This window comes from Niabella sp., from assembly GCF_030150205.1.
Taxonomy (GTDB): Bacteria; Bacteroidota; Bacteroidia; order Chitinophagales; family Chitinophagaceae; genus Niabella.
Window position 1 is genome coordinate 535,452 of the sequence record NZ_JASLGT010000008.1, and the last position, 26,478, is coordinate 561,929.

The 26,478-nt window shown below is 46.9% G+C and carries 16 protein-coding genes; 5 read left to right on the forward strand and 11 right to left on the reverse strand.

All coding sequences use genetic code 11. From position 1 onward, the window contains the following. Positions 1-10: 10 nt before the first annotated feature. Genes Q1V85_RS06920 through Q1V85_RS06960 form a run of 9 tightly spaced genes read right to left on the reverse strand, consistent with a single transcriptional unit; the run spans position 11 to position 15,226 of the window. Positions 11-1,780 carry a LamG-like jellyroll fold domain-containing protein gene (locus Q1V85_RS06920; protein WP_300598570.1) on the reverse strand — a complete coding sequence of 590 codons (1,770 nt, stop codon included), beginning with the start codon at positions 1,778-1,780 and terminating at the stop codon, positions 11-13. A gap of 26 nt (positions 1,781-1,806) precedes the next feature. Then, complete coding sequence (locus Q1V85_RS06925; RefSeq protein ID WP_300598571.1) at positions 1,807-3,411, reverse strand: DUF5008 domain-containing protein; 1,605 nt, start codon at positions 3,409-3,411, stop codon at positions 1,807-1,809. A 23-nt stretch (positions 3,412-3,434) separates the two neighbouring features. Then, positions 3,435-4,172 (reverse strand): fasciclin domain-containing protein, encoded by a 738-nt coding sequence (locus tag Q1V85_RS06930; RefSeq protein ID WP_300598572.1) that lies wholly within the window; start codon positions 4,170-4,172, stop codon positions 3,435-3,437. A gap of 37 nt (positions 4,173-4,209) precedes the next feature. After that, positions 4,210-5,769, reverse strand: coding sequence for a RagB/SusD family nutrient uptake outer membrane protein (locus Q1V85_RS06935; RefSeq protein WP_300598573.1), 1,560 nt, complete (start codon positions 5,767-5,769; stop codon positions 4,210-4,212). Positions 5,770-5,779: 10 nt separating this feature from the next. Further along, positions 5,780-8,944: a SusC/RagA family TonB-linked outer membrane protein gene (locus Q1V85_RS06940; protein WP_300598574.1), complete on the reverse strand. Its 3,165-nt coding sequence runs from the start codon at positions 8,942-8,944 to the stop codon at positions 5,780-5,782. Between the two features lie 14 nt (positions 8,945-8,958). Next, positions 8,959-9,978, reverse strand: coding sequence for a DUF5007 domain-containing protein (locus Q1V85_RS06945; protein WP_300598575.1), 1,020 nt, complete (start codon positions 9,976-9,978; stop codon positions 8,959-8,961). Positions 9,979-9,998: 20 nt separating this feature from the next. Continuing rightward, complete coding sequence (locus tag Q1V85_RS06950; RefSeq protein ID WP_300598576.1) at positions 9,999-10,670, reverse strand: fasciclin domain-containing protein; 672 nt, start codon at positions 10,668-10,670, stop codon at positions 9,999-10,001. A gap of 34 nt (positions 10,671-10,704) precedes the next feature. Beyond that, positions 10,705-12,246 (reverse strand): RagB/SusD family nutrient uptake outer membrane protein, encoded by a 1,542-nt coding sequence (locus Q1V85_RS06955; RefSeq protein WP_300598578.1) that lies wholly within the window; start codon positions 12,244-12,246, stop codon positions 10,705-10,707. 19 nt (positions 12,247-12,265) lie between these two features. Further along, entirely contained in the window at positions 12,266-15,226 is a 2,961-nt protein-coding gene (locus tag Q1V85_RS06960; protein WP_300598579.1) for a TonB-dependent receptor plug domain-containing protein, read from the reverse strand. A 439-nt stretch (positions 15,227-15,665) separates the two neighbouring features. Between Q1V85_RS06960 and Q1V85_RS06965 the strand changes: the two genes are divergently transcribed. The 4 genes from Q1V85_RS06965 to Q1V85_RS06980 all read left to right on the forward strand — a co-directional run bounded on the left by Q1V85_RS06965 (position 15,666) and on the right by Q1V85_RS06980 (position 21,091). Continuing rightward, positions 15,666-19,739: a two-component regulator propeller domain-containing protein gene (locus Q1V85_RS06965; protein WP_300598580.1), complete on the forward strand. Its 4,074-nt coding sequence runs from the start codon at positions 15,666-15,668 to the stop codon at positions 19,737-19,739. A 114-nt stretch (positions 19,740-19,853) separates the two neighbouring features. Further along, a complete protein-coding gene (locus Q1V85_RS06970; protein ID WP_300598581.1) occupies positions 19,854-20,069 on the forward strand; it encodes an AtpZ/AtpI family protein in 216 nt (71 codons plus the stop codon). Further along, on the forward strand, positions 20,056-20,475 hold the full coding sequence (locus Q1V85_RS06975) for a hypothetical protein (RefSeq protein ID WP_300598582.1): 420 nt from the start codon (positions 20,056-20,058) through the stop codon (positions 20,473-20,475). The genes Q1V85_RS06970 and Q1V85_RS06975 overlap by 14 nt, the downstream gene beginning before the upstream one ends. Beyond that, positions 20,468-21,091 (forward strand): SprT-like domain-containing protein, encoded by a 624-nt coding sequence (locus tag Q1V85_RS06980; protein ID WP_300598583.1) that lies wholly within the window; start codon positions 20,468-20,470, stop codon positions 21,089-21,091. The genes Q1V85_RS06975 and Q1V85_RS06980 overlap by 8 nt, the downstream gene beginning before the upstream one ends. A gap of 74 nt (positions 21,092-21,165) precedes the next feature. On the opposite strand, the gene Q1V85_RS06985 is transcribed toward Q1V85_RS06980, so the two are convergent. Together Q1V85_RS06985 and Q1V85_RS06990 are read right to left on the reverse strand one after the other, a co-directional pair. Then, positions 21,166-23,436: a cation:proton antiporter gene (locus Q1V85_RS06985; protein ID WP_300598584.1), complete on the reverse strand. Its 2,271-nt coding sequence runs from the start codon at positions 23,434-23,436 to the stop codon at positions 21,166-21,168. A gap of 210 nt (positions 23,437-23,646) precedes the next feature. Further along, positions 23,647-25,002 (reverse strand): DUF1080 domain-containing protein, encoded by a 1,356-nt coding sequence (locus tag Q1V85_RS06990; RefSeq protein WP_300598585.1) that lies wholly within the window; start codon positions 25,000-25,002, stop codon positions 23,647-23,649. Between the two features lie 143 nt (positions 25,003-25,145). On the opposite strand from Q1V85_RS06990, the gene Q1V85_RS06995 reads away from it, so the two are divergent. After that, a complete protein-coding gene (locus Q1V85_RS06995) occupies positions 25,146-26,465 on the forward strand; it encodes a Gfo/Idh/MocA family oxidoreductase (protein WP_300598586.1) in 1,320 nt (439 codons plus the stop codon). The last annotated feature ends 13 nt before the right edge of the window (positions 26,466-26,478 follow it).

A 26,478-nucleotide genomic window follows, 5' to 3' on the forward strand; every position in this document is an offset into this window, starting at 1 on the left:
TTACATTGAATTATTTCGCGTTACTAAAGAGCGGCAACCACGGTTTGGCATCCAGGTTGAGCCCTGCTATATCTGACACGCCCAGCCAGCTATAAATAAACAGGGGGATATCTACCGGCTGTGGCAAAGAAGTGTCAATATCGTAGGGCACGGTAGGACAGATATTGTCTGATTGCATGAGTGATGCAGCCGTCCAGGAAAGACCATTTGGAAAGATGATATCTTTTTTACTGGCACTGAGATCGGTAAAGATATTTAACATGCGTTCCGTGCTTTTAAGTCCCAGCCCTTGCCAGTATCCAATAAGATTATTAAAATAAAGATCCGTGGGGTTTACCAGCGTGCTGCAATAATTGGCCCTGATGAATGCGTCTGGCAGGGCCACATTATAAATCCGGATGTCTGCGATAGAAAACTTTGGCGTATACTGTCCATAGGAAGGTCCTCCGCCAATGGTCATTGAGTCAGGCGTGGAGATGTTCTTACCGGTTATATCCGCAGGTGCTGTGTATAATTGTCCGTTCTTATAAAAATTAGCCCACCTTTTCGATACACTGTCGTAAATACGCAGGGTATATGTATTCCATACATTTAAAGCTTCGGTATTGCCTCCGCCTCCAACAAATACACCCGCCAGCATTGCCCGGGCCTTTCCGCTTCCCAGTTGTATGGCCCAGCCCCCCGAAGGGTTATTACCAGCTGCACCCGAAGATTTGGCCAGTAATGAAGGGCTGTTGGAACCCAGGCTACTAAAATTCGCCTTGAATTGTACTGTATAGCCTCCTACGGTTCCAAAATTATAGGTCCCCGCATTCCCCCCTTTTATGGTACCCATTGCGGCCTGCGTACCCAACTGGTTATTCAGATCGGATGAACCAATTACATAACCGTCCTGCTGGTAGTTCTTTATATTCGGTTTGGGAAAATACCTTACAGAGAAATGATCATTAGCAAAAAGTACAAAGGCATTTCTTTTGGGTTGACTAAATGCCGTTCCGTCGTACTCTTCCGGGTATAACGCATACAATCCTCCCTGGTTAGACGCTACAATGATGAGCCAGTTTTCTGACTTATAGCCCGGGCGACTGTGTATGGCTGTTAAAAGAGCGCCCATAAAGTTATCAAACGGTTTTATGGCAGCAACATATTGTGCCGATCGGGGACCATAGCCATATTGTGATCCTGCATCATATAAACCCTGGTATTGTGCCAGTACCAGGTCCGATGCCGCATTCTTTAGCTCAGCAACCGCAGCCGTTTGCACCTCAGCGTCTGAATTCAGTAGCTGTTTCTGATCCGCTCCCGCAAGAAGATTGTTGTATAGAAATGAATTCCGTACATAAGCAGCAGTCCGCAAGCCTGCGTTATTGCTTTTTATCACTTTCATAAACGTTGGGTAAGCGGCCAGGTTATTGTTTCCGGAGGCCTTTACCTGGTGTTTGTTTACCAGCACCCCGGTAAGCATATCCGCATAGCCTGTAGGTAAAAAAGAATTGCTGTCTGCCACGCTGCCTCCCGAATAAAGGGCTTCCCGGGTAAGCGCGTACAAATTAGGATTTTTATCATCCTTCTGGGCCTCCGTTTCTAATACGGCGCCTACACCGCCATCCACCATTACATACAATACTTTATTCGCATTCTGGAACTGGTGTACAGCCGTATCCGCATTTGTTTGAAACTGCAGCCGCTGGTCAAAATCGCGGTTACAGGAAGCCATTATGGTACTAAATAAAACGCTAAAAAGGCTTAGCCGTCCTACTGTATCTTTTAAATTATTCATAGTAAAAATTATGCTCGTACAAACGCTTAATTATTAAAAACCAGCTTCATAATACAACCTATGGGCTGTCCCTGAAACGTACCGATAACGCCACCTAAAAGAACAGCCGGCAGTCCGCCCACTCCGGATTTTGTTTCAACCATATCGTTTATCACACCGTTTAACTTTCCGGTAGCGTTATAACCCGCCGTCAGGCCTCCGTCTGCATTTAAGACCATCAGCCCCTGGCGCGTTACATTGTTGTACTTTTCAAAAAAGCCGGAAACCACAATCAATCCATTACTCAACTGCAACGCCAGCATCGGCAAACCACCCGCAAAACCCGCGCTTTTAAATCCCGGATCCAGGGTTCCATTATCATCCAGTACCGCAATATTGGCGGCATCCTGACCGTTAAATTTGCTAAAGTCGCCGGTAATTACGATCTTCTTTGTGGTAGCATTATACCGGATAGAAAAGATCGCACCATTTGCTCCTGAACCGGTATTAAACGTACCATCAACCGTACCATCCGTATTCAACCGTACAATACGGTTAACCTGTTTTCCGCGGAAGGTGGTAAAAGCGCCTACCAGCACCAGTTTTCCATCGGCCTGCATAAAGCCGTCATTTAAAGAACCATTACCTGCCGGCAGCGAAGCCCTGGCGGCTGTGTTATAGGAATAGGCAGAATCCAGGTTGCCATCCAGGTCCATCCGTGCAATTTGCTGGTTAGGGATAAAGGAGATGAGCTTGTTATCTTTTGTAGACCGTTCGTAAAAATAGGTTCCATACCCTGTAATATTACCGATGGCCGTAACCTGGTTATTATAGTAAAACAGTTTTTTTACATTACCCAAAAGATTTCCATTAAAATAAGAAACGGTGTCGGTGGCCATAAATGGATCGGATATGCCCGGGCTTACATAAAGATCTACGATCCGGGTTTTTAACGTAGCATCAGGATTTAAGCGCACCATACCATTTAGTCCTTTCTTACCATTATAAGAGTTCAGCGAACCGCCCGCCAGGTATTCACCGGAGGGCAATCGCAGCATACAGTTCATGGTTCCCACATCAGCCCCCGTGCCGGTATTAAAGCCTCCAACCAAACCACCCGTGGTATTGATCTGAACAAGATCCCGTAATTGTTTTCCCTGATAGGAAAAGATATTTCCAACCAGGGCGAAGTTACCATTGGACAACGGCAGTACCTGGTTAACGACATTCGCTAACCCTGTATTGTTGCCGGGATTAAAGGTAGGGTCCAGGCCCAGTTTGCCCCTCACCGTAAATGAAGGACCCAGAAACACCTGACCATCCACACGCAGGGAAGCCCCGCCGGAGCTTACGTTTTCTGGCAATATGATGGTGATCGTACTGTCTGTAAATCCCGACACCGTAGCCGGCATACCGTTGGCCATGAAGGAGATCTTCTCTTTCATTTCTGGCTTTAGTCCTTTCACGGAGAAGGTCATTGCCTGGCCAGCCTCTCCATTAGCCGGAACAGGCGGTGTATTTACAAAATCGATCTGAATAACACGTTGCCCGCCCCCGTAAGGATCATCATAGATCTCTGATGTTTTGTTGCAGGAAAACTGAACCAGAAACATCAGCGAAAGCAATCCGATATAAAAATAATTTCGCACCATCGGTGTTGATAATTTGTAGTAGATTAATTATAGTCAATTCCTTTTTCCCTTGCCAGCAGAATAAACCTAAAGGGATCAAAGCCAAATGTGTGAGTGGTATAACGCAGCCGGTGCACGCGCCCGTTGGCAGGCGCCACATCTGATGCAGCCACCACGGCATTAACCCAAGATGAATAAGGATAGGCCTGGTCGGGTACATACGACAACATCAGCTGGCGATAGCCTTTGTACTTTAATATGGTAGCGCCTCCAACTGTATTGGGATCACCGCTGACAGCATCGTTATAAATAACACCGATATTCATTGGTGCCTGGCTCACCGATTCAAACAGTGCACCTTTATAGGTATCTAACGCGAGGGTATCAACCTGTGTATAATCCTTAAGCCCCCTGTTGCCCGGGAAGATATACATTTGTAAAAACTGCCGCCAAACTTCCGGCTTTATCTGTTCAAAACGGGTTACACTGCCGGCACCCACCTTCACCTGGAAGTCGTTAACAGCATCCAGTATTTTTTTAAAACAGGGGTCCGGAGGAGCAAAAAAAGTAAGCTGATCTTTAGTCAGCGATGCTTCCAGTCCGGCATATTTTACAACACGCACCAACGTGTCAAAATAGAGCGTATCCGATTTTAGATAGTCCATTATGGTACCATTAAACCTGGGATCATTAATGCCTGTATCTTCATAGTAACTGTTCTTTTTACAGGCGCTGAAAATGATCAGTACCAAAATCGGCAGGAAAAATAGTTGTTTCATCATTTTATAATTTCGTGCGGTTTTATTAAACACGGCCGTTTTAATTATTCCCCCAATAGGTATTCAAGGTCATGTAAGGATTGTTGGTTAATGCATTTGAGCTGATGGGCCAGGTCCAGGCACCTCTTACAAAGTTGCTGTACAGGATCGGCCGATCGCAGTATTTGGGATCATAAACCTTACGGGTACGCACCATATCATAATATGCATGCCCTTCACCAATAAGCTCCCGCCGCTCTTCCCAGAATATGGCATCCGTCAGTCCGCTTTGGTCATCACCCCCCGTTGAAGCTCCGGTATATGCGTCTGCTCCTGCACGCCGCCGCACCTGGTTGAGCAGGTCCATTGCCTTCGCGCTGTTTTTTTCAAGATTGGCCAATGCTTCTGCCTGCAGTAACAATGCGCCTGCATATCTGAAAATAATAAAGTAGTTACTTAGCGATGCTGTTGTATTGTTTTCGCCAAGCGCCAGGTTAAAGAATTTAAAACACTGCATGGAGCCATCCTCGTTGTATATATTATTATCGAACCAGGCGGTTTTACGGCCATCCGTTACATCAGCAGGAAATAACTTTTTAAGATACCCATCCTTATAAGTAAGCTCCGATTTGGTACTGTTCTGATTCAATTGGATATATGGGTAGTGCAGTACAGCACCGGTGAAGGTACGGCGGATATTGCCCAGCACATCGCCATAGTTTACGTTTTGAGGTACTTCAAACAATCCTTCTTCGGATCTGCCTGCAAAGACCAATGCGATCTCTGAAAGATTCAGCAGGCGGTAAGCACCGCCGGCAGTCAGCTCATCGCCCAAACGATCCGTTTCCTGGTAGTAGCTTTTTGCATTTTCCGGATCAATACCGGCCAGCCACATATTAAAATACATTTGCAATGCCAGTGCACTTCCCCGCATCGCTCTAACGGCACGGTCTGCCGGGTCGTCGGGCGTCCAGGGCAGGTATGTTTTGTATGCTTCCAGTTCTGCGATGCAGGCTTTTGCAACTGTTACATCCTTTGTGCGCGGCAATGCTGCATCATTGTATGCATTGGTATAGTAAGGTACGTCGCCAAACAACCGGATAAGGAAAAAATAACTCACACAACGCATAAATACGGCTTCTGCCTGGTACTTTTTAACCATCGCATCGGTAATCGACGCATCAGACTCCTTTACGGAAGGTGCTTTGTCAAAAAGTATATTGGCCGACTGGATGACTTTGTAAATAGGCGACCAATCTCCGATATAGTCCCAGGCGCCGTGTAACTGCCAATAGGTATCCACATTATTCTGTTCCCTTTTCGTTGTTACCAGGGTTCGGATCTGGTTAGCAGACAGCAGGCTGAAATCGCCCCGGGGGGGATAAGCCCCCGCCCCCACCGGCATGCAGCGCAGATCCCCTACCATAATAAGCCCTGAGCGGATGGCCACGCCTTCACGAAATAAGCGATACACTTCCCGGGTAAAGCTTTCCATATCCTGCCGGGTCTTCCAGAAATTATTCCCGGAAAGGCTGTCCAGCGAATCCACATTTAAAAATTTCTTACACCCGCTGCAAAGCGTGATGAAAAAAACGATGACTATTAAAATGCTCTTCTTCATTCCTGCAATTTTAAAATTGAATATTTACCCCCAACGTATAACTCCGCCTGTTTGGATAGCCGTCGGACCGGTCTTTCCCCAAATCGGTTACCAATTCGGGATCAGGTCCGCTGTAGTTGGAAAACGTATATACATTATTGGCTGTGGCATACACCTGGAACCTTGTCATTCTGTAACGGCGGGTAAACGATTTGGGCAACATATAAGAAAGTGTTACTGCGTTTATTTTAAAATAGGAGCCGTCCTCCATAAATAAGGTCTGATCATACCGGAAGGGATTGTATAAGGAGGTGTACAGGTAATTATACGGGTTGGGAAGGGTTCCGTCAGGATTGGAGGGCGACCAGAATTTAGTATCGCCTACGGGAATGAAGCTGGCGTCCTTTTGCACATTAAACGGCGTACTGTAAGCTGCCAGGCGTTGTGCCAGGGCATTGTTTAAAATATCCCGTCCATAAAGGTAGGACATGTTGATGTTTAGAGACCAGCCGCCATACTTTAAGAAGGACTGGATCCCTCCGGTAATTTTTGTGGCTGCGCTGCCGGCAATTACCCGGTCTTTGGCATCCGAAACATAGTTCCCGTCAAGGTCCGTCCAATAGGGATCTCCCGCCTGGAAGTAATAAGTACCGCCATCCGTCTTTACGCGGTAAGGCAGCCCCGTTGCCGGATCTACGGGTACATCGTTATTGCTTTTAAAAACGCCCCGGTAATCATATAGAATGTAACTGAGGTTGCTGCGTCCCAGCCGGTAAACGATATCCTGCTTATTGTCCTTATCATTGTAAATGATCAGCCGGCTATTGCCCGGCAGGCCGGTCATTACATTTTTATTAATCGCGCCGTTCATACTTAAATTCCATTGCCATTTTGAGGAAACGGGCAGCGGTGCCAACGTCAGCGTTAACTCATAACCATAGTTCACTTCGCTCATGCTGTTCAATTTAATTTTTCCATAGGCATTGTGATCTGCCAGCTCATAGTCATACAATTCATTATCCACCTGGTTGTAGTAGGTTTCAAATGTAGCGGTGTAGCGGTTATTGAGGAATCCAAGGTCTAAACCAAAGTTGTACTTCGAAGTCGTTTTTGGTGCCAGGTTCGGATTGGGAATATAGTCCCAAACGGTACCAATCGTACTGTTGTTATTAAACCGGCCAGTGTACAGATATTTACCGTTTGCATCAAAAACAGAACCCTGTGGTGTCGTGCTTTTCCCCCAGTCAAACCGGGCGCCACCCAGGCTCAGCCAGTTAAGATCCTCCAGGAACGGTTCTTTATAAAAATTCCAGCGTCCTGCAATAGTGGGGTTTTTAGCAAACGGGCGATTAGGACCGTTAGATGATGTACCGTTGGTACTGTAGGTAAGATCCAGCATGTACCGGTCCATATAATTGTAACTCAATACCGCTCCATTCGTAAGCATCCGTTCTCCGGCCTTATAGTTATCAATAATTCCCCATAAGCTGCTGTTACCGCCGCCGCCAAACGGGCCTTCGTACTGATCGTTCGGGGAACCGCTGTATAACATCGCTTTGGGATAATAATTGCGTATGGTCATTTCATTAAACACATAAGAATTAATCCGGTGCTTATTTCCTCCAAATTCTCTGTTATACTCCAGCATAGCCCGGTTGTTTAATTCCTGCTTGCGGTCATCGTATACATAGAGCTCTGCTACGTTATTGTTAATGGAAGATGGCCTGAAATTACTTTCGCGCCCGACGTTATAAGCATAACTGAACACATCGCGTACTGCCAGGTTTTTTATAAACCGGTACCAGGCATTAATATTGGTTTGCAGGCTATTGGTTTTATTTTCGTTGCGGGTAGAAAAATTTCCCAATGCAGTAGTGTTGCCGCCAAAAAATGAGGGCCGGGGCAACAGTGATGAAGCACTGGTGGCATTGGCCACACCGGTTTGAGATACGCCATTGCCACTGCCTTTTTGCTGCTCACCCAACGCTGCCATCAGGGTGGTGCTCACCTTAAAGTTATCTGTTGGCAGGTAGTCTGCATTCATAGACAGGTTGTAACGGGTAAAACCGGTGTTTTTAATGATACCCTGGTCCTTCGCATAATTCATGTTTATTTTATAGTTAAACTTCTGGTCGCCCCCGGATGCGGATATATTGTGCGACATATTATACGTAGGCCCGTAAAAAACAGACTGCCAGTTGGTGGAATTATTATAGTATGGGTTTAAAAAGTCGGATAAAGCCGGGTTCATATCAATCTTATCGCGCCCGCTGTACAGGCTGGTATCGTTCGCCAGTATTTCCTGTATGCGCAAGGTTCTTTCTAATTGACCGCCCACTACACTTTTCAGTTTCGGCACGGTATTGATATAAAACTTTCCAGCGTAACTTACGATGGGCACTTTGGATTTTCCTCTTTTGGTAGTTACCAACACCACGCCATAGGCCGCCCTTGATCCATACAGCGCTGTGGCAGCCGCACTCTTCAAAAAACTGATCTCCGCAATATCTTCCGGAGGAATTAATGCAAGCGGGCTGGTACCGGGGCCGCTTTGATCAAACCCGTATTCATACCCGGAGTTTACATCCACGGGAACCCCATCAATTACGAAAAGCGGTGAAGTTGGCGACAGGAAGGCATCATTGCCCGAACCGGAAACAGAGCCGGAAGAAAGTCCCCTCAGGTTCATGGTGGTTCTTGCACCTGGCATACCGGTTGTATTCTGCACGTTTACGCCTGCTACCCGACCCTGAAGCAATTCAGTAAAATTGGATACCGGTACATTCTGTATATCTTCTCCGCTCAACGTAACCGTAGATCCTGTTGCAGTAATTTTTGAACGTCGCTGAAAGCCTTGCACCACCACGCCCTGCATGGCATCGGCAGAGGTTTCCATCCACACTTCCAGGTCTGTTTTGCCTTTTATTGAAACGGATTTATTCTTATACCCGATATTGGAAAAATGCAGGGTAGCAGCGTTTGCCGCTACAACTACCGTAAAATTTCCATTTCCATCTGTTGCGGCCAACGCATGTGATGAATCAGATAAACTTACGGTTACACCAACCAATGGTTGCTTATTGGATTGATCAAGCACCTTACCGGTGACCTTACGGGCATCCTGAGCCTGCAGAGCCGTTCCGGAAATCAATGCCAGTAGTATAAGGAGAAAATAGCGCATGTTGCTGAAGTTCATATCTGCTTAAAAAATTAATCGTTACTAAACTTGGGCGTTTCTTTTTTAAAGGCGAAAATGATCTCCCAATCGCCTTTGGCATAAATGGCAAAGTCAAACTGCATGTTCGCTACCTGGCGCAGGCCGCCAAACCCCAACCGCTCATATCCAAAATCAAGATGCGCCATAGTTCCGTCCGAATTGGTATAGTCTGTCCGGCGCTCTACAAGGGGTATTGGGTAAGCAACGTCATATTTTACATAGGTATTGGTTTGTTTCCTGTTAAAGCCATGAATTAACGTAGCCCATTTGGTAAGATTGAATTTTGCCGGATCAATCAACTGGTTATTGGCATCTAAAAAGCGAAAAGTGAGGGAAGATCCGGTGTTGGATACTTTATGAAAGGTTACATCGATATCATTGGAATAGAGGGCACTTTCCGTGGAATCCCCGATAATTCCTGAAACAGACTGCGGATGCAGGGATTCATTAATAACGTTCCCCGTAATGACATCCGCGTTATTGGGCCAGTATTCCTGCTCGCGATAAGGGATCAACCGCATCCCTTCCACAATTTTGCGTCCGCCCTTATTGCTTACTTCCACATCAAATACATAACCGGAATCCGGCTGCGGGCGAACGATGTTGGAATTGGCACTTTGCCACATAATAAATTCACCGGAATGATCGCGTATTTCAAATAAAGGATGTGCTTCCATTTTTCTTTTTGCTTCTATTTCCGCCAGCGAAGTTTCCAGCCCGGTATACGGTTGCGTCCATACAAGAACCGGAAAGGTTTTTTGCAACTCTGGTGCCGGCCCGCCGTCATAGGTACGGATATTCAACATCCGGAAATTTAAAGGCCTGGAAGAATGGATATCTGTAAAATTATCAGCAAAGAGCGTTGTTCTTCCCAGGAATGGCTGATAGGTTGTGGTTACAAACTGAGAGCTCAGATCAAAAGCATCTTTATCTGAAGGAAGATATTTTTTATAGCACCCCTGTAACCCCGCAACAGATAAAAGCAGCAAGGCACTTAAACAAAAATTTTTCATTTTATACGTATTTATCTGCACTATTGATTCCACCTTTTTATTACCTGGTTAAAGCCAAATTCATTTGCATACGCCAATACATGAATAACACCATTGCTGGCTTTAATATTTACCACCTGCGTAGGCTCCACCACCCATTTTGATGCAAATCCGGATTTGTTTGTATAGGCAAAATTTACGCTCACCGGCCCGCCGTTTACAATACCCTGTGCGCCATCGATAAAACGCTGTGCATGTAGGGAATCGCCATAGCGAATGGATTTAAGATACAAGCCATCTACATAGAGCATGCTATCTGTAGGATAATACCCCCTTACTGCATAAAGATCCACCAGGGTATCCAGCTGGGCGGCATTCACTGTTTTCAGATCAAGCGGCGGTTTATTGCTTCCCATACGCACCACATTTAAATTTTGAAGCGCGATCCTGAAATTGTTATTTACGGGAGCAAAAATGGTATACCTGCCTGTGGCGTTACTTAAACTGTCTTTTAGCCAGGTACTGCGGTCCATCACCTCCAGGAGCGAATCAAACACACCTTGCTTAGACTTCAGGTACTCATAAACGGTACCATTGAATACATTTTCTTTATTTGTAAAATCGTAATAACCATCCGGTTTCTTTTTGCAGGAAACCAGGCAGGCCATCAGCGTGCAACAAACAAGTATATATACTACCACTATTTTTTTCATTACAATAGATTTTATCTATAAATCGGGCCGGGAATCATTTCCAATAAGCTGTTTGCTGAATCAATGGATTTCTATCGATCACATCCTGGCTTACCGGCCAGTAAATTCCACCCTGCTGCCGCAAAGCATTAAAAGCAGCATCGTTATTTTTTATTTGCTTGTAACGTACCCAGTCATACCAGGCCCAGGCCTCACCCATTAATTCCCGCTGACGTTCATGAAATATATTTTCCAGGAGCCCATCCGTAGTATTCAGCAGTTTAAGACCCCGGCTAAACCGAAGGCCATTGAGTATATCCAGGGCGTCGTTCATCTGCCCCAGTACCGTAAGTGCCTCCGCTTTCAATAAGCGCAGTTCCTCCAGCCTTGTAAATATTACCGGTGAACTGTAAACGGTAATCACATTGGTATTCTGGCCTGCGGTATTCTGTTGTATACCCCCGGTACCAATTGCTTTTATTTTGCTGAAAATGGTGAGGTTGGCAGCAGACTTTGAAAAATAATAAGAATGTACTACACCTACGCTGTCTACATAAAAACGCTGATCGTTGGGCTCGTTAAAAATATTGATGATGCGGGTATCCGGGATATATACCAACGGATTGGCCCGGGGTATGAGCGGATTGGCAAGCGTAAGGTTTTCAATATGCCCGGTGGGTGTGGCCTCGCCGTCAATAGCGGAAAAACCCAAAGAGAAGACCTGGTTGGAATTCTGGTTCAAAAAGAAACCGTCCGAACGGGTAAGATCAGCAACAGTAGAGCCGTTCATACCGGAATAAGCTGCGTTACTTAATACAAAATCTGCATATACCGACGCATCGAGGTACCGGTTGTCCCATGCTGCAATATGGGCCAGGTACGCATAAGCTGCATTACGGGTAATTAAAGCACCGGCCCATTTATTGAGATCACCTCCATAATAGAGCCCGGGAAAATAACTGGCTAAAATATTTCCATAGATATACGGCAATACCGGAGCCGCCTCTTTCAATTGCTCTTCTGCATATTTCAACACCGATTTTGCCTGGGAACGCGGAAGCTTTGGAAAGGCCCCATCATACGATTGGGTCATCAGCGGTACATCGCCCCATATACGCACCATATAAAAATAGGTAATGCCGATTACCGCTTTCATTTGAGCAATGTCCACACTATTATTAAGCTTTGTATACTGCGGGTCTTTCCCCACTATTGCACCGGAACGTTCGATGAATAAATTAGCAGCATTGATCACTGCATAAAATTTCCGCCAGTTAGACACCTCGTTCAACAGTGCGTAGGATTGCCGGAGATTGCCATCGATCACCGCCTGCAGGTCGGGCCGGTTTATTGCGGTAAACGCCCCTCCCCTTAACTCTCCGTACAACCAGTTGGCTTCATTTTCGGCAAGTGCGGTACGCAGCAATCCATAGGTGCCTAACAATGCGGAACGTGCATCATTGAGCGACGACCAGGCATTGCTTTCATTGATCAGATTGGTGGCCTTTATATCTAATAATTTCCGGCAGCCACTACCCATTACTGCTGCAAACAGCAACAGGGTTACCAGGTTTACGATTCTGTTTCTACTACGCATTGTAATACAGTTGCTGTTTTTAGAGATCTACTTTTACACCCAGGATAAAACTTTTTGGCAGGCGAAGACCGTAGCCCATATCATACCCGTTGTATTCAATCAGTTCCGGATCGCGCCCTTTATAGGGGCTGATGGTTAACAGGTTGGTTCCGGTTACATACAAATACACCCGTTGTATTTTTTGCAGGCTTTGCTTTTTATGTATTTCATAACCCAGGCTTACCGTTCTCAGCTTGAGGTATGAAGCATTTTCCATAAAGATGCTTTGATTGACCTGGTACGGATGTACATCGCTCCATTGGTTGTACAGTTCATACCTGCCGGGATCCACCTGCTTTTCCCAATAAGTAATTTCCTTCATGCGCTCCAGGGTATTTGCGTTATCCCGGTCTATAAATCCATAATAGTTTGCCGCTACCTGGTTCATGGCATATTTTTTCAATGCAAAAACAAATTGAAAGCAGAGATCAAACTTTTTATAAACAAACTGGTTATCCAATCCACCGGTAATACGGGGAAGATAATTTCCCGACAACACGCGGTCTTTGTCGTCAATATTGTAGTCACCGTTTATATCTGTCCATTGGGGATCTCCCGCCTTCAGCACCACACCTCTGTAGGTCATCGGCTGATGGGTTTGAGGATTTACCGGCACTTCTGCATCTGAATGATAGATGCCATTATTTTGAAGCAGCCAGAACTGATCTATGGGCTTCCCTACCTCCAGCAGCCGGTCATTGGTAACCACCGAATTTCCTTCGGGCAATGCCTTCAGTTTATTTTTGTTCATCCCCAGGTTTAAAGCACCGCTCCATAAAAGGGAATGCGCAGTTCCGGCTTTACCATTCACGGTAACATCGATACCGGTATTGTTAACCACCATTCCGGGGCGCCATTCATATTTGTAGCCAGATTCTGCGGTTACAGGGGCCGGGAATACGACGTTTCTGTTGTCCTTGCTATACCATTCCACCTGTACATTTAATGCATTTTTCAAAACTGAAAAGTCGGTTCCTGCATTCAGCTGTGTACTATAAGCCCAGGGAATGTCGTATCCGATCCACCCATAGTTATAAGGGCGGGAGTAAACTCCGTATGAATTGTAAGACCCCAGGGTAGGATAATCGGCCCAGCCTACCTGCGGCTGATACTGGGGTCCTGCGCCGATATTCTGATCTAACCGCAGGTTCCCGATCCGGCCCCAGGAGGCAAACAGATCTAACCGGGAAAATATTCCCGACGGCAATAATGGCTGCAAATGATAGGTACCGTCAAAAGCAGATGATACAAACCACCGGCTGGCCGGCTGCATGGCCGAATATCCATCGCTGCGTACAAGAGCTCCCAGATCGAGGTTTTGCACCGGGTTAAAATCGGCCCTTCCGTAAAACGCCATTAAACGCTGTTCCAGTTTATCGGTGAACCCGGATACGTTAAATCCATTTGATTTCAGGTATTTGCCGGGATTTTTTTTATCGCCACTTACCACATTTACCTTAATATAATCATTGGGGCCATTATACCCAATGCCATAATTATATCGCTGAATATCGCCTGTATAATTAATCCCTCCCTTTAATCGCAGTGTTTGTCCGCCGGAAAAATTTTTCCGGTAGTTCAATGTGTTGTCAATAATCAGCCGCTGATTGAATCCAAAATAATTCGATGCATAGTTGGTACCATCAAACAGGTTGCTGTTCCAGAACAAATCCCTCCGCCCTTCATTATAGTCGAACGCAATACGGGCATCATAATTAAGATCCTTTGCCAGTTTCAGGTTTATATTCCAGTACCCCTGAATGGTAGTGGTTCCGTTTTTGTCGATCGTGTTATCATAAGCCCGTAAAAAAGCATCATAATTGGCCAGGTTGGGAGCCAGTGGTTCCCGCGTATTGGGCAAATAACGCATCTCAGCAAAGCGGTCCACAAAACTCCTGTTTCTTTTCCGGTCTAAAACACTGGCATTTACCATGCTGGATAGTGTAAGCCATTTGGTAGGCATCATATTGATAAAGAAGGATCCCGTATACCGGTCAAACCTTGTATCATCCGCACCGCCCGCAGAACGGGTATAATCGCCAAAAAAGCGAAAATTTGCCCTTTCAGATCCTCCGGTTAAACTGGCATTTACAGAATACTGAGGCGTATTTTTATAATACCGGTCTGACCAGTTCGATGGCCCGTAATAGCTGGCATTTGATGAGTCGCTTAAATACGCCGGCATTGAAACCAGGTTTGCCGCCGAACCATATTTCGCATAGAACGGCATCCGGAAGTCCTTTTCATATGCAGCGTTGATGGTGGTGATCCCGGGTTCCTGAACATACCCCAGGTAGCTGTTGATACTTACCTTATTTTCTCCTGCTGCGGCCGTTTTAGTGGTAATGTAAATTGCCCCGTTGGCGGCAAAGGGACCTAACAGCGCTGCATCCTTATAATCTTTTACCACCCGTACCTGATCGATATTATCCAGGTTCAGCGCCGAAAGCAAACTGGTGGCCGGACCGGCAGGATTTACGGAATATGATTGTATATTATAAATAAAAGGGTTATCCTGTATCAGCGGAATTCCGTTTACATATACCGCAGGTTGCACTTCATAAATATCCTTTACAGAAAGCACCGGCTTCGATATGCCGCGGAGATACATAAACTGCCGCCAGCTGCCGGGTTCACCCGTATTTTCCTGTATATAAAGACCGGCCGCCGCACCCTTCATATATTGGGGCACCGTAATGAGGGGCATCTTTTTCTGCTGCTCTATTGAAACAGCATCTCCTTTCCGGGACAATTCATAGGCTACAGATTTTAAAAAGCCTTCGTCATTCAGCCGGATATCCTGTAACGCAGAATCACCCGCCGGAACCGTATCCCGAACCAGGTACGCCTCTGCCACATACAATCGTACGTACGTTCCGGCACTGGCGCGATGTGCGCATATTCCCCAAAAGATCAGGGTGGCTAACAGCAATTTTCTCATTCTTAAATAGATCGTTTTTGCTTTTACTAACAACCAGTATTATGGAATTATAACTTCAGAACAGGCAATGGCAATCGCGTTGTTTTAGCAATCAAATGGCTTTTTCAGCATTCTTTTTGTTCAATTTTCTACGTGCGCAGCAATTTTCTGCCCTGTTGGGCTAAAGGTGAGAACGTTTTATCACGGATATGGGCGATAATTCCTCCAAAAAAGGGGGAAAAACCTGTTTAGTTTTTTCCCCCATTTTTAACAACTGATTATCAAATATTTAACCTGGGGGCTATTAAAAATCAAACGGAATCTTCCTACTTTTCGCACTCAAAATACCCTTACTTTTGTGCCCTGCCCCGGTTCAGGAAGCAATGATACCATCCAAAATGGTTGCAGATCCACAAAATGCCTGCTGCCCGGAATAAAAACGGAAGAAAATCCACTGTTTTTGAGGTACAGAACCATGTTTTGCCATTATAAATATTATAGTTGGGTTATTATCCTGCTTTGCTGCTGCACCGTTGCGGTGGGGCAACCTGCTTCATTTACCAGTCTGAACTCCGAACAGGGGCTTTCACAAAATACGGTGCTGAGCGTTGCCCAGGACAATACAGGGTTTATCTGGCTGGGTACCCGGCATGGGCTCAACCGGTATGATGGTTATCGGTTCCTCACTTATACCCATAACCCGGCCGACAGTACTTCCATTTCGAATAATTATATCAATGCCATTTCCTATCAACCCGGATCGGGGCTCTGGATCGGCACTGAAAAGGGATTGAACAAATTCGACCCGCAGAAAAACCGGTTTGAGCGGATCCGGCTGGGTGTCGATTCTGCCGCTTTTTACCCCGTTGTAGATTGGATTCTTAATGATAAAGACAAGATTTGGGTGGGCTGCTTTAAGGGCCTGTACATACTTACCGACGTTCGCAACAACCGGTTTACCAGTGCCGACCGGCTGGGTATTTTAACAAAGAAGGAAAACAAGCGGGCCCGCCGGATGTTTAAAGATTCCCGCGGCTATCTCTGGCTTTGTGGTGATAACGGGCCGGGTGCCCTGCGCATCAATCTCCGGTCGGGGAACTATGAAAAAACATTATTCCTGTCCCGGGAAGAGGATCCGGGCAGTATCAGCGACAATTTTGTAACAACCTTTTATGAGGATGCTTCCGGTGCCGTATGGGTGGGCACCCTGAATGGTCTGAACCGCTTTGACCCCGTAACGGAACGGTTTACCCGTTTTTATTCTAACCCTGCCGATCCTGCATCCATTGCGCATAACAGCATCCGCGCACTGGAAGGTGATCCCGCCGGTAATTTGTGGGTGGGTACCCAGGACGGCATCAGCATCATGAATCCTTTTACCTACCGCTGCACCAGCTACCGTTATGATGCCCGCGATCCGAAAAGCCTGAGCCAGAATTCCATACAATGTCTTTTCCGCGATGCAAAGGGATCGATGTGGGCTGGTACTTTTTATGGCGGCGTAAATATTTCCTACAACCCCGCCCTGAATGCATCTGCATGGCAGCAACTGTATACTTATCCTGCAATCAGCAGCAATATCATAAGCTCGATTGCCGTTGACAAAAATCAGCATATATGGGTGGGAACCGAAGGCGGTGGTTTGAATGCCATTAACAGTGCCACCGGCCAGATCCGGGTATATCAATACGAACCGCAAACAGCCGGCAGCCTGGGCTCTAACCTGATCAAGACGGTATATATTGACCGGGACCAGCATCTTTGGGTGGGCACACACGGAGACAAGCTGAACCGTTTTGATCCCCAAAGCGGCCGTTTCTTCCGCTACCTCGACGAGATCAGCGCATTGAATTACCGGCAGGCAGAGATCCCCTCAATCCTGGAAGACCGGCAGGGACTGTTTTGGGTGGGCACCAGCAGTGGGTTATACCTTTTTGACCGGCACGATACCCAGTTACAGCCTTCATCCCATCAGCCGGCATTGCAACCACTGGCCAGCCAATACATTACTTCCCTGCAGGAAGATGCACAGCAGCAGGTATGGATCGGCACATTGAAAGGTGTTTGGCGTTACAACCGCCAAACCGGATCGGTTACAGAGGTGCGCTTTGCCCATGCCACAGAGCCGCAAAAGATCAACTGTATTGCTTTGGATGCAGAGGGCCAGGTATGGCTGGGCCTGTATTACGGCGGGCTGGCCGTTTATGATCCGCAACAAAACAGGATCTATACCCATCCCATTACCCAGCATTTACCCAATAACAATGTAGTGGGCATTCTTGCAGACCGTGGGCATAATCTTTGGCTTAGCACCGGAAACGGACTGGTAAAATATACGCCTTCAAAAAATGCGATCCGTACCTACACCATTAGTGACGGACTTCCCGGCAATGAATTCAACAAAGGCGCCTGCCTGAACACATCTTCCGGCCGGCTGTTCTTTGGAGGTATGAAGGGACTTATTGTCTTTCAACCGGAACAAATCCCCACGAACACCGATTCCGCGCCCCTGGTATTTACCGGTTTGAAGGTGTTGAATAAGGCCATTTTTGCAGCAGACCAGTCGGGCATCCTGCAGGAAGATATTAACCATACTCCCCTGCTGGAACTTCCCTACCGGGATAATACATTTTCCATTGAATTTGCGCTCTTAAACTTTATAAAACCGGGAAAAAATGTGTACGCATATGAGCTACAGGAAGTACATAAGGACTGGATTTCCTCTGCCGTGCCCGTTGCCACATTCACCAACCTTTCGCCCGGCACCTATATCCTGGCTATTAAGGGCGCCAATAATGACGGCGTGTGGAGCCCGCCCCGTTTTTTAAAAATAAAAGTACTGCCCCCGTTCTGGGCCACCTGGTGGGCCTACCTCCTGTATGCCGCCCTGGCCATCACTTTGTTTTTCTTTATTGCCCGGTTCTTTTACCTGCGCGCGCTTCTGGCAAGAGATCATACCCTGCACGAAATGAAACTGAATTTCTTTACCAATATCTCCCATGAGATCCGGACCCATCTCACCCTGATGCAGGCCCCCATTGAGCAGATGGAACAGGAAAGCCGGCAATACCCCGGGTTGATACGCCAGCTGCTGCACTTAAAAACGAATGGGCATCGCCTGTTACAACTGGTCAATGAACTGATGGATTTCCGTAAAGCAGAAACAGCCGAAATGCAATTACATATCGGTCAGCACGACCTGATCAGTTTCCTGGCAGCGATCCACGAGTCCTTCGAAGAATTGTCGCTCAAAAAGCAGGTTCAGCTGCAATTTATACATGATCAGCCGGAACTGTTTTTGTATTTCGATGCTACCCAAATGGAAAAAGTGCTGTTTAACCTGCTCAACAATGCATTTAAATTTACTCCTCCAACGGGCCGTATCGAAATTTATGCACAGGATGGTCCGGAAACCGTGATGATCCATATTACCGACAACGGGAAGGGCATTGCACCGGAGTATCTTCATAAAATTTTCAACAACTACTTCCAGGTCGAAGATCAGCCCGATCAGAATACCGGCTATGGCATTGGTCTGGCGCTTTCAAAATCGATCGTTACCCTCCACGGCGGAACCCTCACAGCCATCAGTACCCTTGCAGGTAAAACAACCCCGGGATATACCCGCTTTACCATTTGCCTGCACAAAGGACAGGTACACTTTAAAGATAAGGGCACCGGAAGCATGGCGCCATCTTACTCCGCTCCTGCGGCACCGGTTATGCCTGCTGATTTACGGACCGATCCTGCACCATTTGAGGATGGTAATCGCCCCAACCTGGTGGTGGTGGAAGACAATGAATCGCTGCGCCATCTGATGAAAGAATCGCTTCGGGGCAGCTACAATATAACGCTTTGTGAAAACGGGGCTGAGGGTTGGGAAATAACGACCGCCCAGATACCCGACCTGGTGATCAGCGATGTAATGATGCCGGAACTGGACGGACTGGCCCTTTGCGATCAGTTGAAAAAAGATGACCGTACCAGTCATATACCCGTGATCCTGCTAACGGCCAGGAGCGCACAAACCGATCAGATCGCGGGGTTAAGTATGGGTGCCGATGTATATCTTACCAAACCATTCAGCGTTCAGGTACTGCAACTTACGGTAAGCAACCTGCTGGCCGCCCGCGAAAAAATGCGGCAGAAATTCAGTAATGAATTCACCATCGCCCCTGCCAACACGATTATTCAATCGGCCGATAAGGACTTCATCGACCGACTGGTGCATATTATTGAAGAGCATCTCGACAACCCGGATTTTGGAGTGGATGTGCTTTCCGTTAAAATTGCCATGAGTCAATCGGTGCTTTACAAAAAACTACGCGCGCTCACCAACATGTCTGTCAATGATTTCATTAAATCCATCCGGCTCAAAAAAGCCGCGCAGCTGTTGCAATTAAAAACGTACTCGGTCAATGAAATCAGCCTGATGGTGGGCTTCCTCGACCGGAAATATTTCAGTAAAGAGTTCAAAAAGCAATTCGGCGCCACGCCCCGGGAATATGCAAAAGAAGGGCAAACAACATCGTAGCGGGTCCAGGTCACCTGCATGGCATTCCTCACAAACAGCATGAACCGTTTGTGGTTCCGGTAGAATATATTTGCAGGTGTACCGTTTATTTTAAAACCGGCAACATTCTGTATCATGAAAGAGCGATCTCCCAACCCATGGTTAAAGTACCTGGGGCTTACGGCCCAGCTGCTGGTCATGCTTGGCGTAGCCGTTTATGCCGCCATCTGGCTGGACAAAAAACTGGCGGTTTCGCCATTGTTTTTAATCCTGCTACCTTTGCTGGTTTTAGGAACTACGTTTTATCAACTTTACAAAGAAACTATTAAGAAAAAAAATGACTCAGTTTAATGCAAAGGCGGCCATCAAAACCCCGGTAAGGATCATGATCATTCTGTTTGTGATCATCAGCGGCCTTTTTATATTTGGGAAAACCACCTTGCAACAGCAGCATATTGATACCACAGTGGTGCTGGCAGGAAATCTTTTGTTATTCATAATCAGCCTGCTGAACCTGGTACGTTCGGCAAACGCCATCGATAACCCCAATCCACAGGTATTTGTGCGCACGTTTTACAGCGGGTTCGTGATTCGCTTATTCGCCTGTGCCATTGCGGCTTTTATCTATATTTATACACAGCAGGGACGTATCAATAAAGCGGCATTATTTATCTGCCTGGGGATCTATATTGTATACTCACTGATTGAAACCACTACCCTGAAGAAAATATTCAACAGCAAAAAGAACAATGCCTAAAAAACAGGTTCCAATGGGGCAGCTGGCCTCGTACCTGCCCGATGATACCTATGAGGCAGTACTGGCCTACCTGGATCATTACAAGGTACACCTGACCATTGCCAGGAGCCGGTCATCGGTGCTGGGCGATTACCGGCACCGCCTGAATTCGGAGCACCACCGCATCAGTGTAAACGGGAATCTGAATAAGTATGCCTTCCTCATCACCTTACTGCACGAGCTGGCCCACCTGGTTACTTTTGAACAATTTGGAAATAAAGTATCATCCCACGGCCGCGAATGGAAACAACATTACGGACAGCTGCTGGCGCAATTTCTTCAGAAAAAAGTATTCCCTGGTGATATCGCCGCGGAGCTGCAACGCTCGCTCCATAACCCCGGTGCCTCTACCTGCGCCGAAGAAGGCCTGCAGCGGATCTTATACCGGTACGATGATCGTAAACAGCATCATTATCTTGTAGAAGAACTGCCCGACGGCGCCTTGTTTGCGCTTCCGGACGGACGCGTTTTTAAGAAAGGGAAAAAACGGACCAAGCGGTTTGAATGTCTGGAAATGAAAACCGGAAAGCTTTACTTATTCAGCCCGGTGTACGAGGTATATGCGCCGCAGAATTAAGGTTCACATTAGATCCGTTTTAATGTCGAAACCTGATCTTCATTTTCAAATTCCCACATTTTCAAATTTTCAAATTACTCCACAATCAGCTTCTGTAATTTCTTCCGGTCGCCCACGATCCATACGATATCACCCCATTCCAGCACGGTAGATGATTCCGGATTCAAAATACGGTCTTTCTCTTTCTCTATCCCCACTACCAGGCCGTTTGTCCGCTCCCGCAATCCTGACCCATGTATGGTTTGTCCTCTGAGTTTGGTGTGCTCGTCTACCAGTACTTTCTGCAGCACAATATCATCGATGCTGACATCCTCGTCGCTGATCACCTCCCGTGCGTCAAAAACCGGTTTAAAGGCAGCCAACTGATCATCCGTAGCCAGGATGCCCACCCGGTCAAACGGAAGCAAGCGATTCTGCCTCCCCGGTGTATGAATGATCTTTTCTCCCCTTTTTATGTATACGATGTTGATGCCAAACTGTTCCCGCCACTGCAGGTCCATTAACACCCGGCCAATCACCGTTGCCTGCGGATTTACCTCCATTTCCACGATGTGCGCATCCCAGGCTTCCAGGTTCGAGCGCATTTCATTGTTTTTTTCCTTCAGGTTATTTTCCATGGCATTGGCCGCAGCCGCCACTATTTCACGCTCATTCAGGTTACGCATAAACCGCTTTTCCATCCGCAGGTAAAACTTCTGTATCCTGCTGGAAAACAGTACCAGTACCAGCACCGTAATAGGAATGCCCACCAGTAGTGCAATACGTGCCGGCACCAGGGTATTTACAAATATGGCCATAAACAGGATACCCATGGCTACCCGCAGCAGCTCTACAATAAACAGGGGGCCGCGGTTGTATTTTTTATCCACCCACAATTCTTTATAAGCCTGGTTCTTGGGCTTACCCGCCATAAAGGCCCAGAAGAACGGCGCCGCAGCCGCCAGCGAAATCACCAGGGTAATGGCATTACGCAGGTAGCTGTTCTGTACCCGCTCATCAATAAAAGGATGCAGGAAGTTTTTGCTTACCAGTAAAAGAGCTACCAGGATAATGGTATTGGTTACCAGGATCCGCAGATAGGTTTTGAGTACAATCTTCCAGTCGCTCTCCGCCTGGATCTGCTGGGTGCTGGACGAATACCGGTTCAGCCGGTTCACCCATTTTTCCGGCAACATTTTTACCAGGAAATTATAAATCGGTTCCGAAAACTTGATCAGGTAGGGTGTGGTGAATGTAGTAATGGCCGAAGCCCCTACTGCGATGGGAAACAGGAACTCGGAGATCACACCCAGCGAAAGCCCCAGGGTGGCTACGATAAAGGCAAATTCACCGATCTGTGCCATGCTCATGCCCACCTGTACCGACTGTTTTAACGGTTGCCCGGAGATGAGTGCACCGATGGTGGTGCTGATCATTTTTCCAAACAAGGTGAGCAAGGTGATCCAGAAGATCGGCCCTGCATAAGTAGCCATCGCCTTGGGATCGATCATCATCCCTACCGATACAAAAAACACGGCACCAAACAGGTCTTTTACTGGTTTGATCAGGTGCTCCACTTTTTCTGCCAGCGTGGTTTCTGCAATAATGGAGCCCATTACAAAAGCGCCCAGCTCCGCAGAAAAACCTACCTGTGTGGCCAATACCACCATGCCCAAGCAAAGCCCCAGTGCCAGTATCAGCAGGGTTTCTTCATCCAGCAGTTTGCGGGCCACCCGTAAAAAAGTCGGCAGTAAAAAAATCCCCACAATAAACCACATCCCCAGAAAAAACAACAGCTTTAATACCGTAAAAAGGATCTGGCCGCCTTCAAAGTTCTTGGTAACCGCTACGGTTGAAAGCAATACCATCAGCAGGATGACCACAATATCTTCTACAACCAGCACACCAAAAACGATGCGGGCAAACTGTTTGGTCTTTACCCCCAGTTCATCAAAGGCCCGCAGGATAATGGTGGTGGAAGAACTGGCCAGCATTCCGCCCAGGAACAGACTGTCCATGGTGCTCCAGCCCATCAGTTTACCCGCAAAATAACCACCCACCGTAATAAAGATGATTTCCGTAAAGGCCGTAATGGATGCGGTGCCTCCCACCCGCACCAGCTTTTTAAAGCTGAATTCCAATCCCAGGCTAAACAGCAGAAAGATCACCCCGATCTCCGCCAGTGTTTTCACATTCTCCTGGTCTACTACATTGGGAGTAAAAATAAAATGCGGACTAACCAAAAAGCCGGCAATGATATAGCCCAGCACCAATGGTTGCTTTATTTTTCGAAACAATAAGGTTACGATGGCGCCGGCCATCAGTATGAGTGCCAGGTCTTCGATCAATTTTGGTAAATGCCCCATATGTATATTACGCGGTTTGCGGAAAATATAAGCATTTTCGGGCAGAAATGGAAGGGATTTACAAAAAAATAAAGCCGTATTTCCGGATGATTGGTTCCCTTAAATAGTGAATAACATACCGTTTTGAGCAGAAGACATACAGCGCAAAGCATATCAAAAAAAGAGCAACCGTTTCGGGTTGCTCCTTCTTCAATCATCGTTCTTTTAGTTTTATTTTTTCAGCTCTTTGATTTTTAGAGAACGGTACGACACTTCATCACCATGGTCCTGCAACAGCAAATGTCCTTTGGCGGCCATTCCGAAATTGGGCCAGTTCTTGTATTTGCTCATAGCCACGAGTTTTAAGAACTCGGGAGAACCCCGCTCATATGTTACCACTTTAAAGCCATTCAGCCAATGCTCTACTTTATTGTTCGGGTATACAATCACCATTCCTTTGTTCCATTCACCAATAGGCTTGCGCGATTTTTTATCCCGGTCGGAAGTGATCAGGTCGTACACAGAAGCAAGGGTGCGATTTCCATCCCGGCCCATTTTAGCATCCGGATGTACCGCATCATCCAGGATCTGGTACTCGAGCCCGATAGCGGAACCTTTGTTTTTCTCGCTTTCCGTTACAAAATACTTCACACCGCTGTTGGCACCCTTTGTCAGTTTAAAATCAAATTCAAAAACAAACGCACCATATTCTTTCTCGGAAACAATGTCTCCACCGTTTGCCGATTCTTTTCCCTGCGAAGACAAAACCGTCAGCACCCCATCCTTTACTTCCCAGCCTTTATTGGGGAAGGTTGCTTTATAGGCACCTCTCCACCCGGTTGTAGTTTTACCATCAAACAACAACTGGAAACCATTTTTCTTTTCCGCCTCAGACAGGTTGTTCGGGATCATGTTTACAACATAAATGCCATCCAACGGAGCCTGCTTCAGCCCGCTGGTACGAATCCGGATATTCCGCCAGCGGATCTGCCGCCCCTCATCTTTTTGATTTCCAATTGCGTGAACCTGCAATGCAATAAATCCTTTCGGCGTCATGTCATCGACCAGGTACGAACAGGGAATGCCATTTACCCAGGTACGGATGATATTACCGATACACTCCAGCCGGATCTTATTCCATTGTCCCTGCCGGAATGCCTTTTTTGCAGAAGGATTCAACTCCAGTGTATACAACCATCCCCGGCGGGCTTCGTCATAAACACCACCCGTCCATGCCCTGGATGAGGGATCGATCTCAAACTGGTAGCCATGAACCCGGCCATTATTGTATTCCGGTTTGCTTTCGCTGCGGAACTGCACACCAGAGTTCATTGTACTGTCTACTTTAAACTCCATTTCCAGCACAAAATCGCCATACTCCACCTCGGTTGCCATAAAAGAATTGGGCTGACCATACACGGTAGTTCCCACAATTTCTCCATGTTCCACGGTATATTTTGCCTTACCATTCAGCTGTTTCCAGCCGGTAAAGTCCTTGCCGTTAAAAAGATTTTTCCATCCGGAGCCCTGGGCAGCAGCAGCAAGCACCAGCAGGGCCGTTCCGGCAAGCATCATTAATTTTTTCATTGCCTTTATTTTAAAAGAATACCGGCTAAATTAGCAGCTTTCCGCTAAACAGCAGAAATTAACTATTCAAACGTTTTCGTAAATAGCATTTTGATAAATGGTCTATATTCGTCAATATTACAACTCATAATAACAATTGCCACATGAGTACAAACAGAAGAGTTTTTATCCGGAATACCGGATTGGCCGCTGCAGCAGCGGGTTTAGGCGCCATGGTTCCGCTGGAACTTTTAGCGGCGGTTAAAAAGGCCGTATCTCCCAACGACAAGATCGGTATTGGTGTGATCGGTGTTAAAGGCATGGGATGGTCCGACCTTTCTTCGATGCTGAAAGTGCCGGAAACACAATGCGTAGCGCTTTGTGATATTGATGATACCATTATCCGGCAGCGGCTTGCGGATCTTGAAAAGATCAGTCCGCTAAAACCCACAGTGTATAAAGATTACCGGAAGCTTTTACAGAATAAAGATGTAGACGTGGTAATTGTGGGCACACCGGACCATTGGCATTGTTTGCAGATGATTGATGCCTGCGCTGCCGGAAAGGATGTGTATTGCGAAAAGCCGCTGGCCAATTCCATTTTTGAAGTACAACTGATGGTAAAAGCCGCCGCAAAATATAACCGTATGGTACAGGCCGGCCAGTGGCAACGGAGTCAGCAACATTTTAAAGACGCCATTGCGTATGCACAATCCGGGAAACTGGGCCGCATTTCTTCTGCTAAAACCTGGATGTACCGGGGCGGGTCTACCCCATTACCGGTAGTACCGAACAGTCCCGTGCCGGCCGGCGTGGATTATACCATGTGGCTGGGACCTGCAAAGAACCGCCCCTTTAATAAAAACCGGTTCCATTACGAGTTTCGCTGGTTCTGGGATTATGCAGGTGGCTTAATGACCGATTGGGGCGTACACCTGATCGATATCGTGCTGATGGGGATGAAGGCCGAAGCGCCTAAGTCGGTAATGGCTACCGGTGGCAAATTTGTATTTCCGGACGACGCGCGCGAAACACCTGATCTGCAAACCACGCTTTACGATTTTGGCTCCTTCCAGATGAGCTGGGAACATAACCTGGCTACCGGAGTGGGTCTGTACAATATGCAGCACGGCATCGCCTTTATTGGTGAAAATGGCACCCTGCTGTTGAACCGGAGCGGATGGGAAGTGCGGCCGGAAAAAGACAAAATCCCGGCAGTAGCCTGGACCAAGTCGGTAGACAATGGATTGAACCTGCATACCGCAAACTTTATCGATGTAGTGAAATCAAGAAAAAAGGCCGACCTGCATTGCCCCGTTGAAGCCGCTGCCACCGTAGCCATCGCCAGTCATATGGGAAATATTGCAGTGCGTACCGGGCAGAAAATTTATTGGGATCAAACAAAAAATCAATTCAATACCCCCGCGGCCACACAGCTGGTAAAACCCGTTTATCAAAACGGATGGAAGCTGCCCGCTATATAGGTTGTATCTTTGT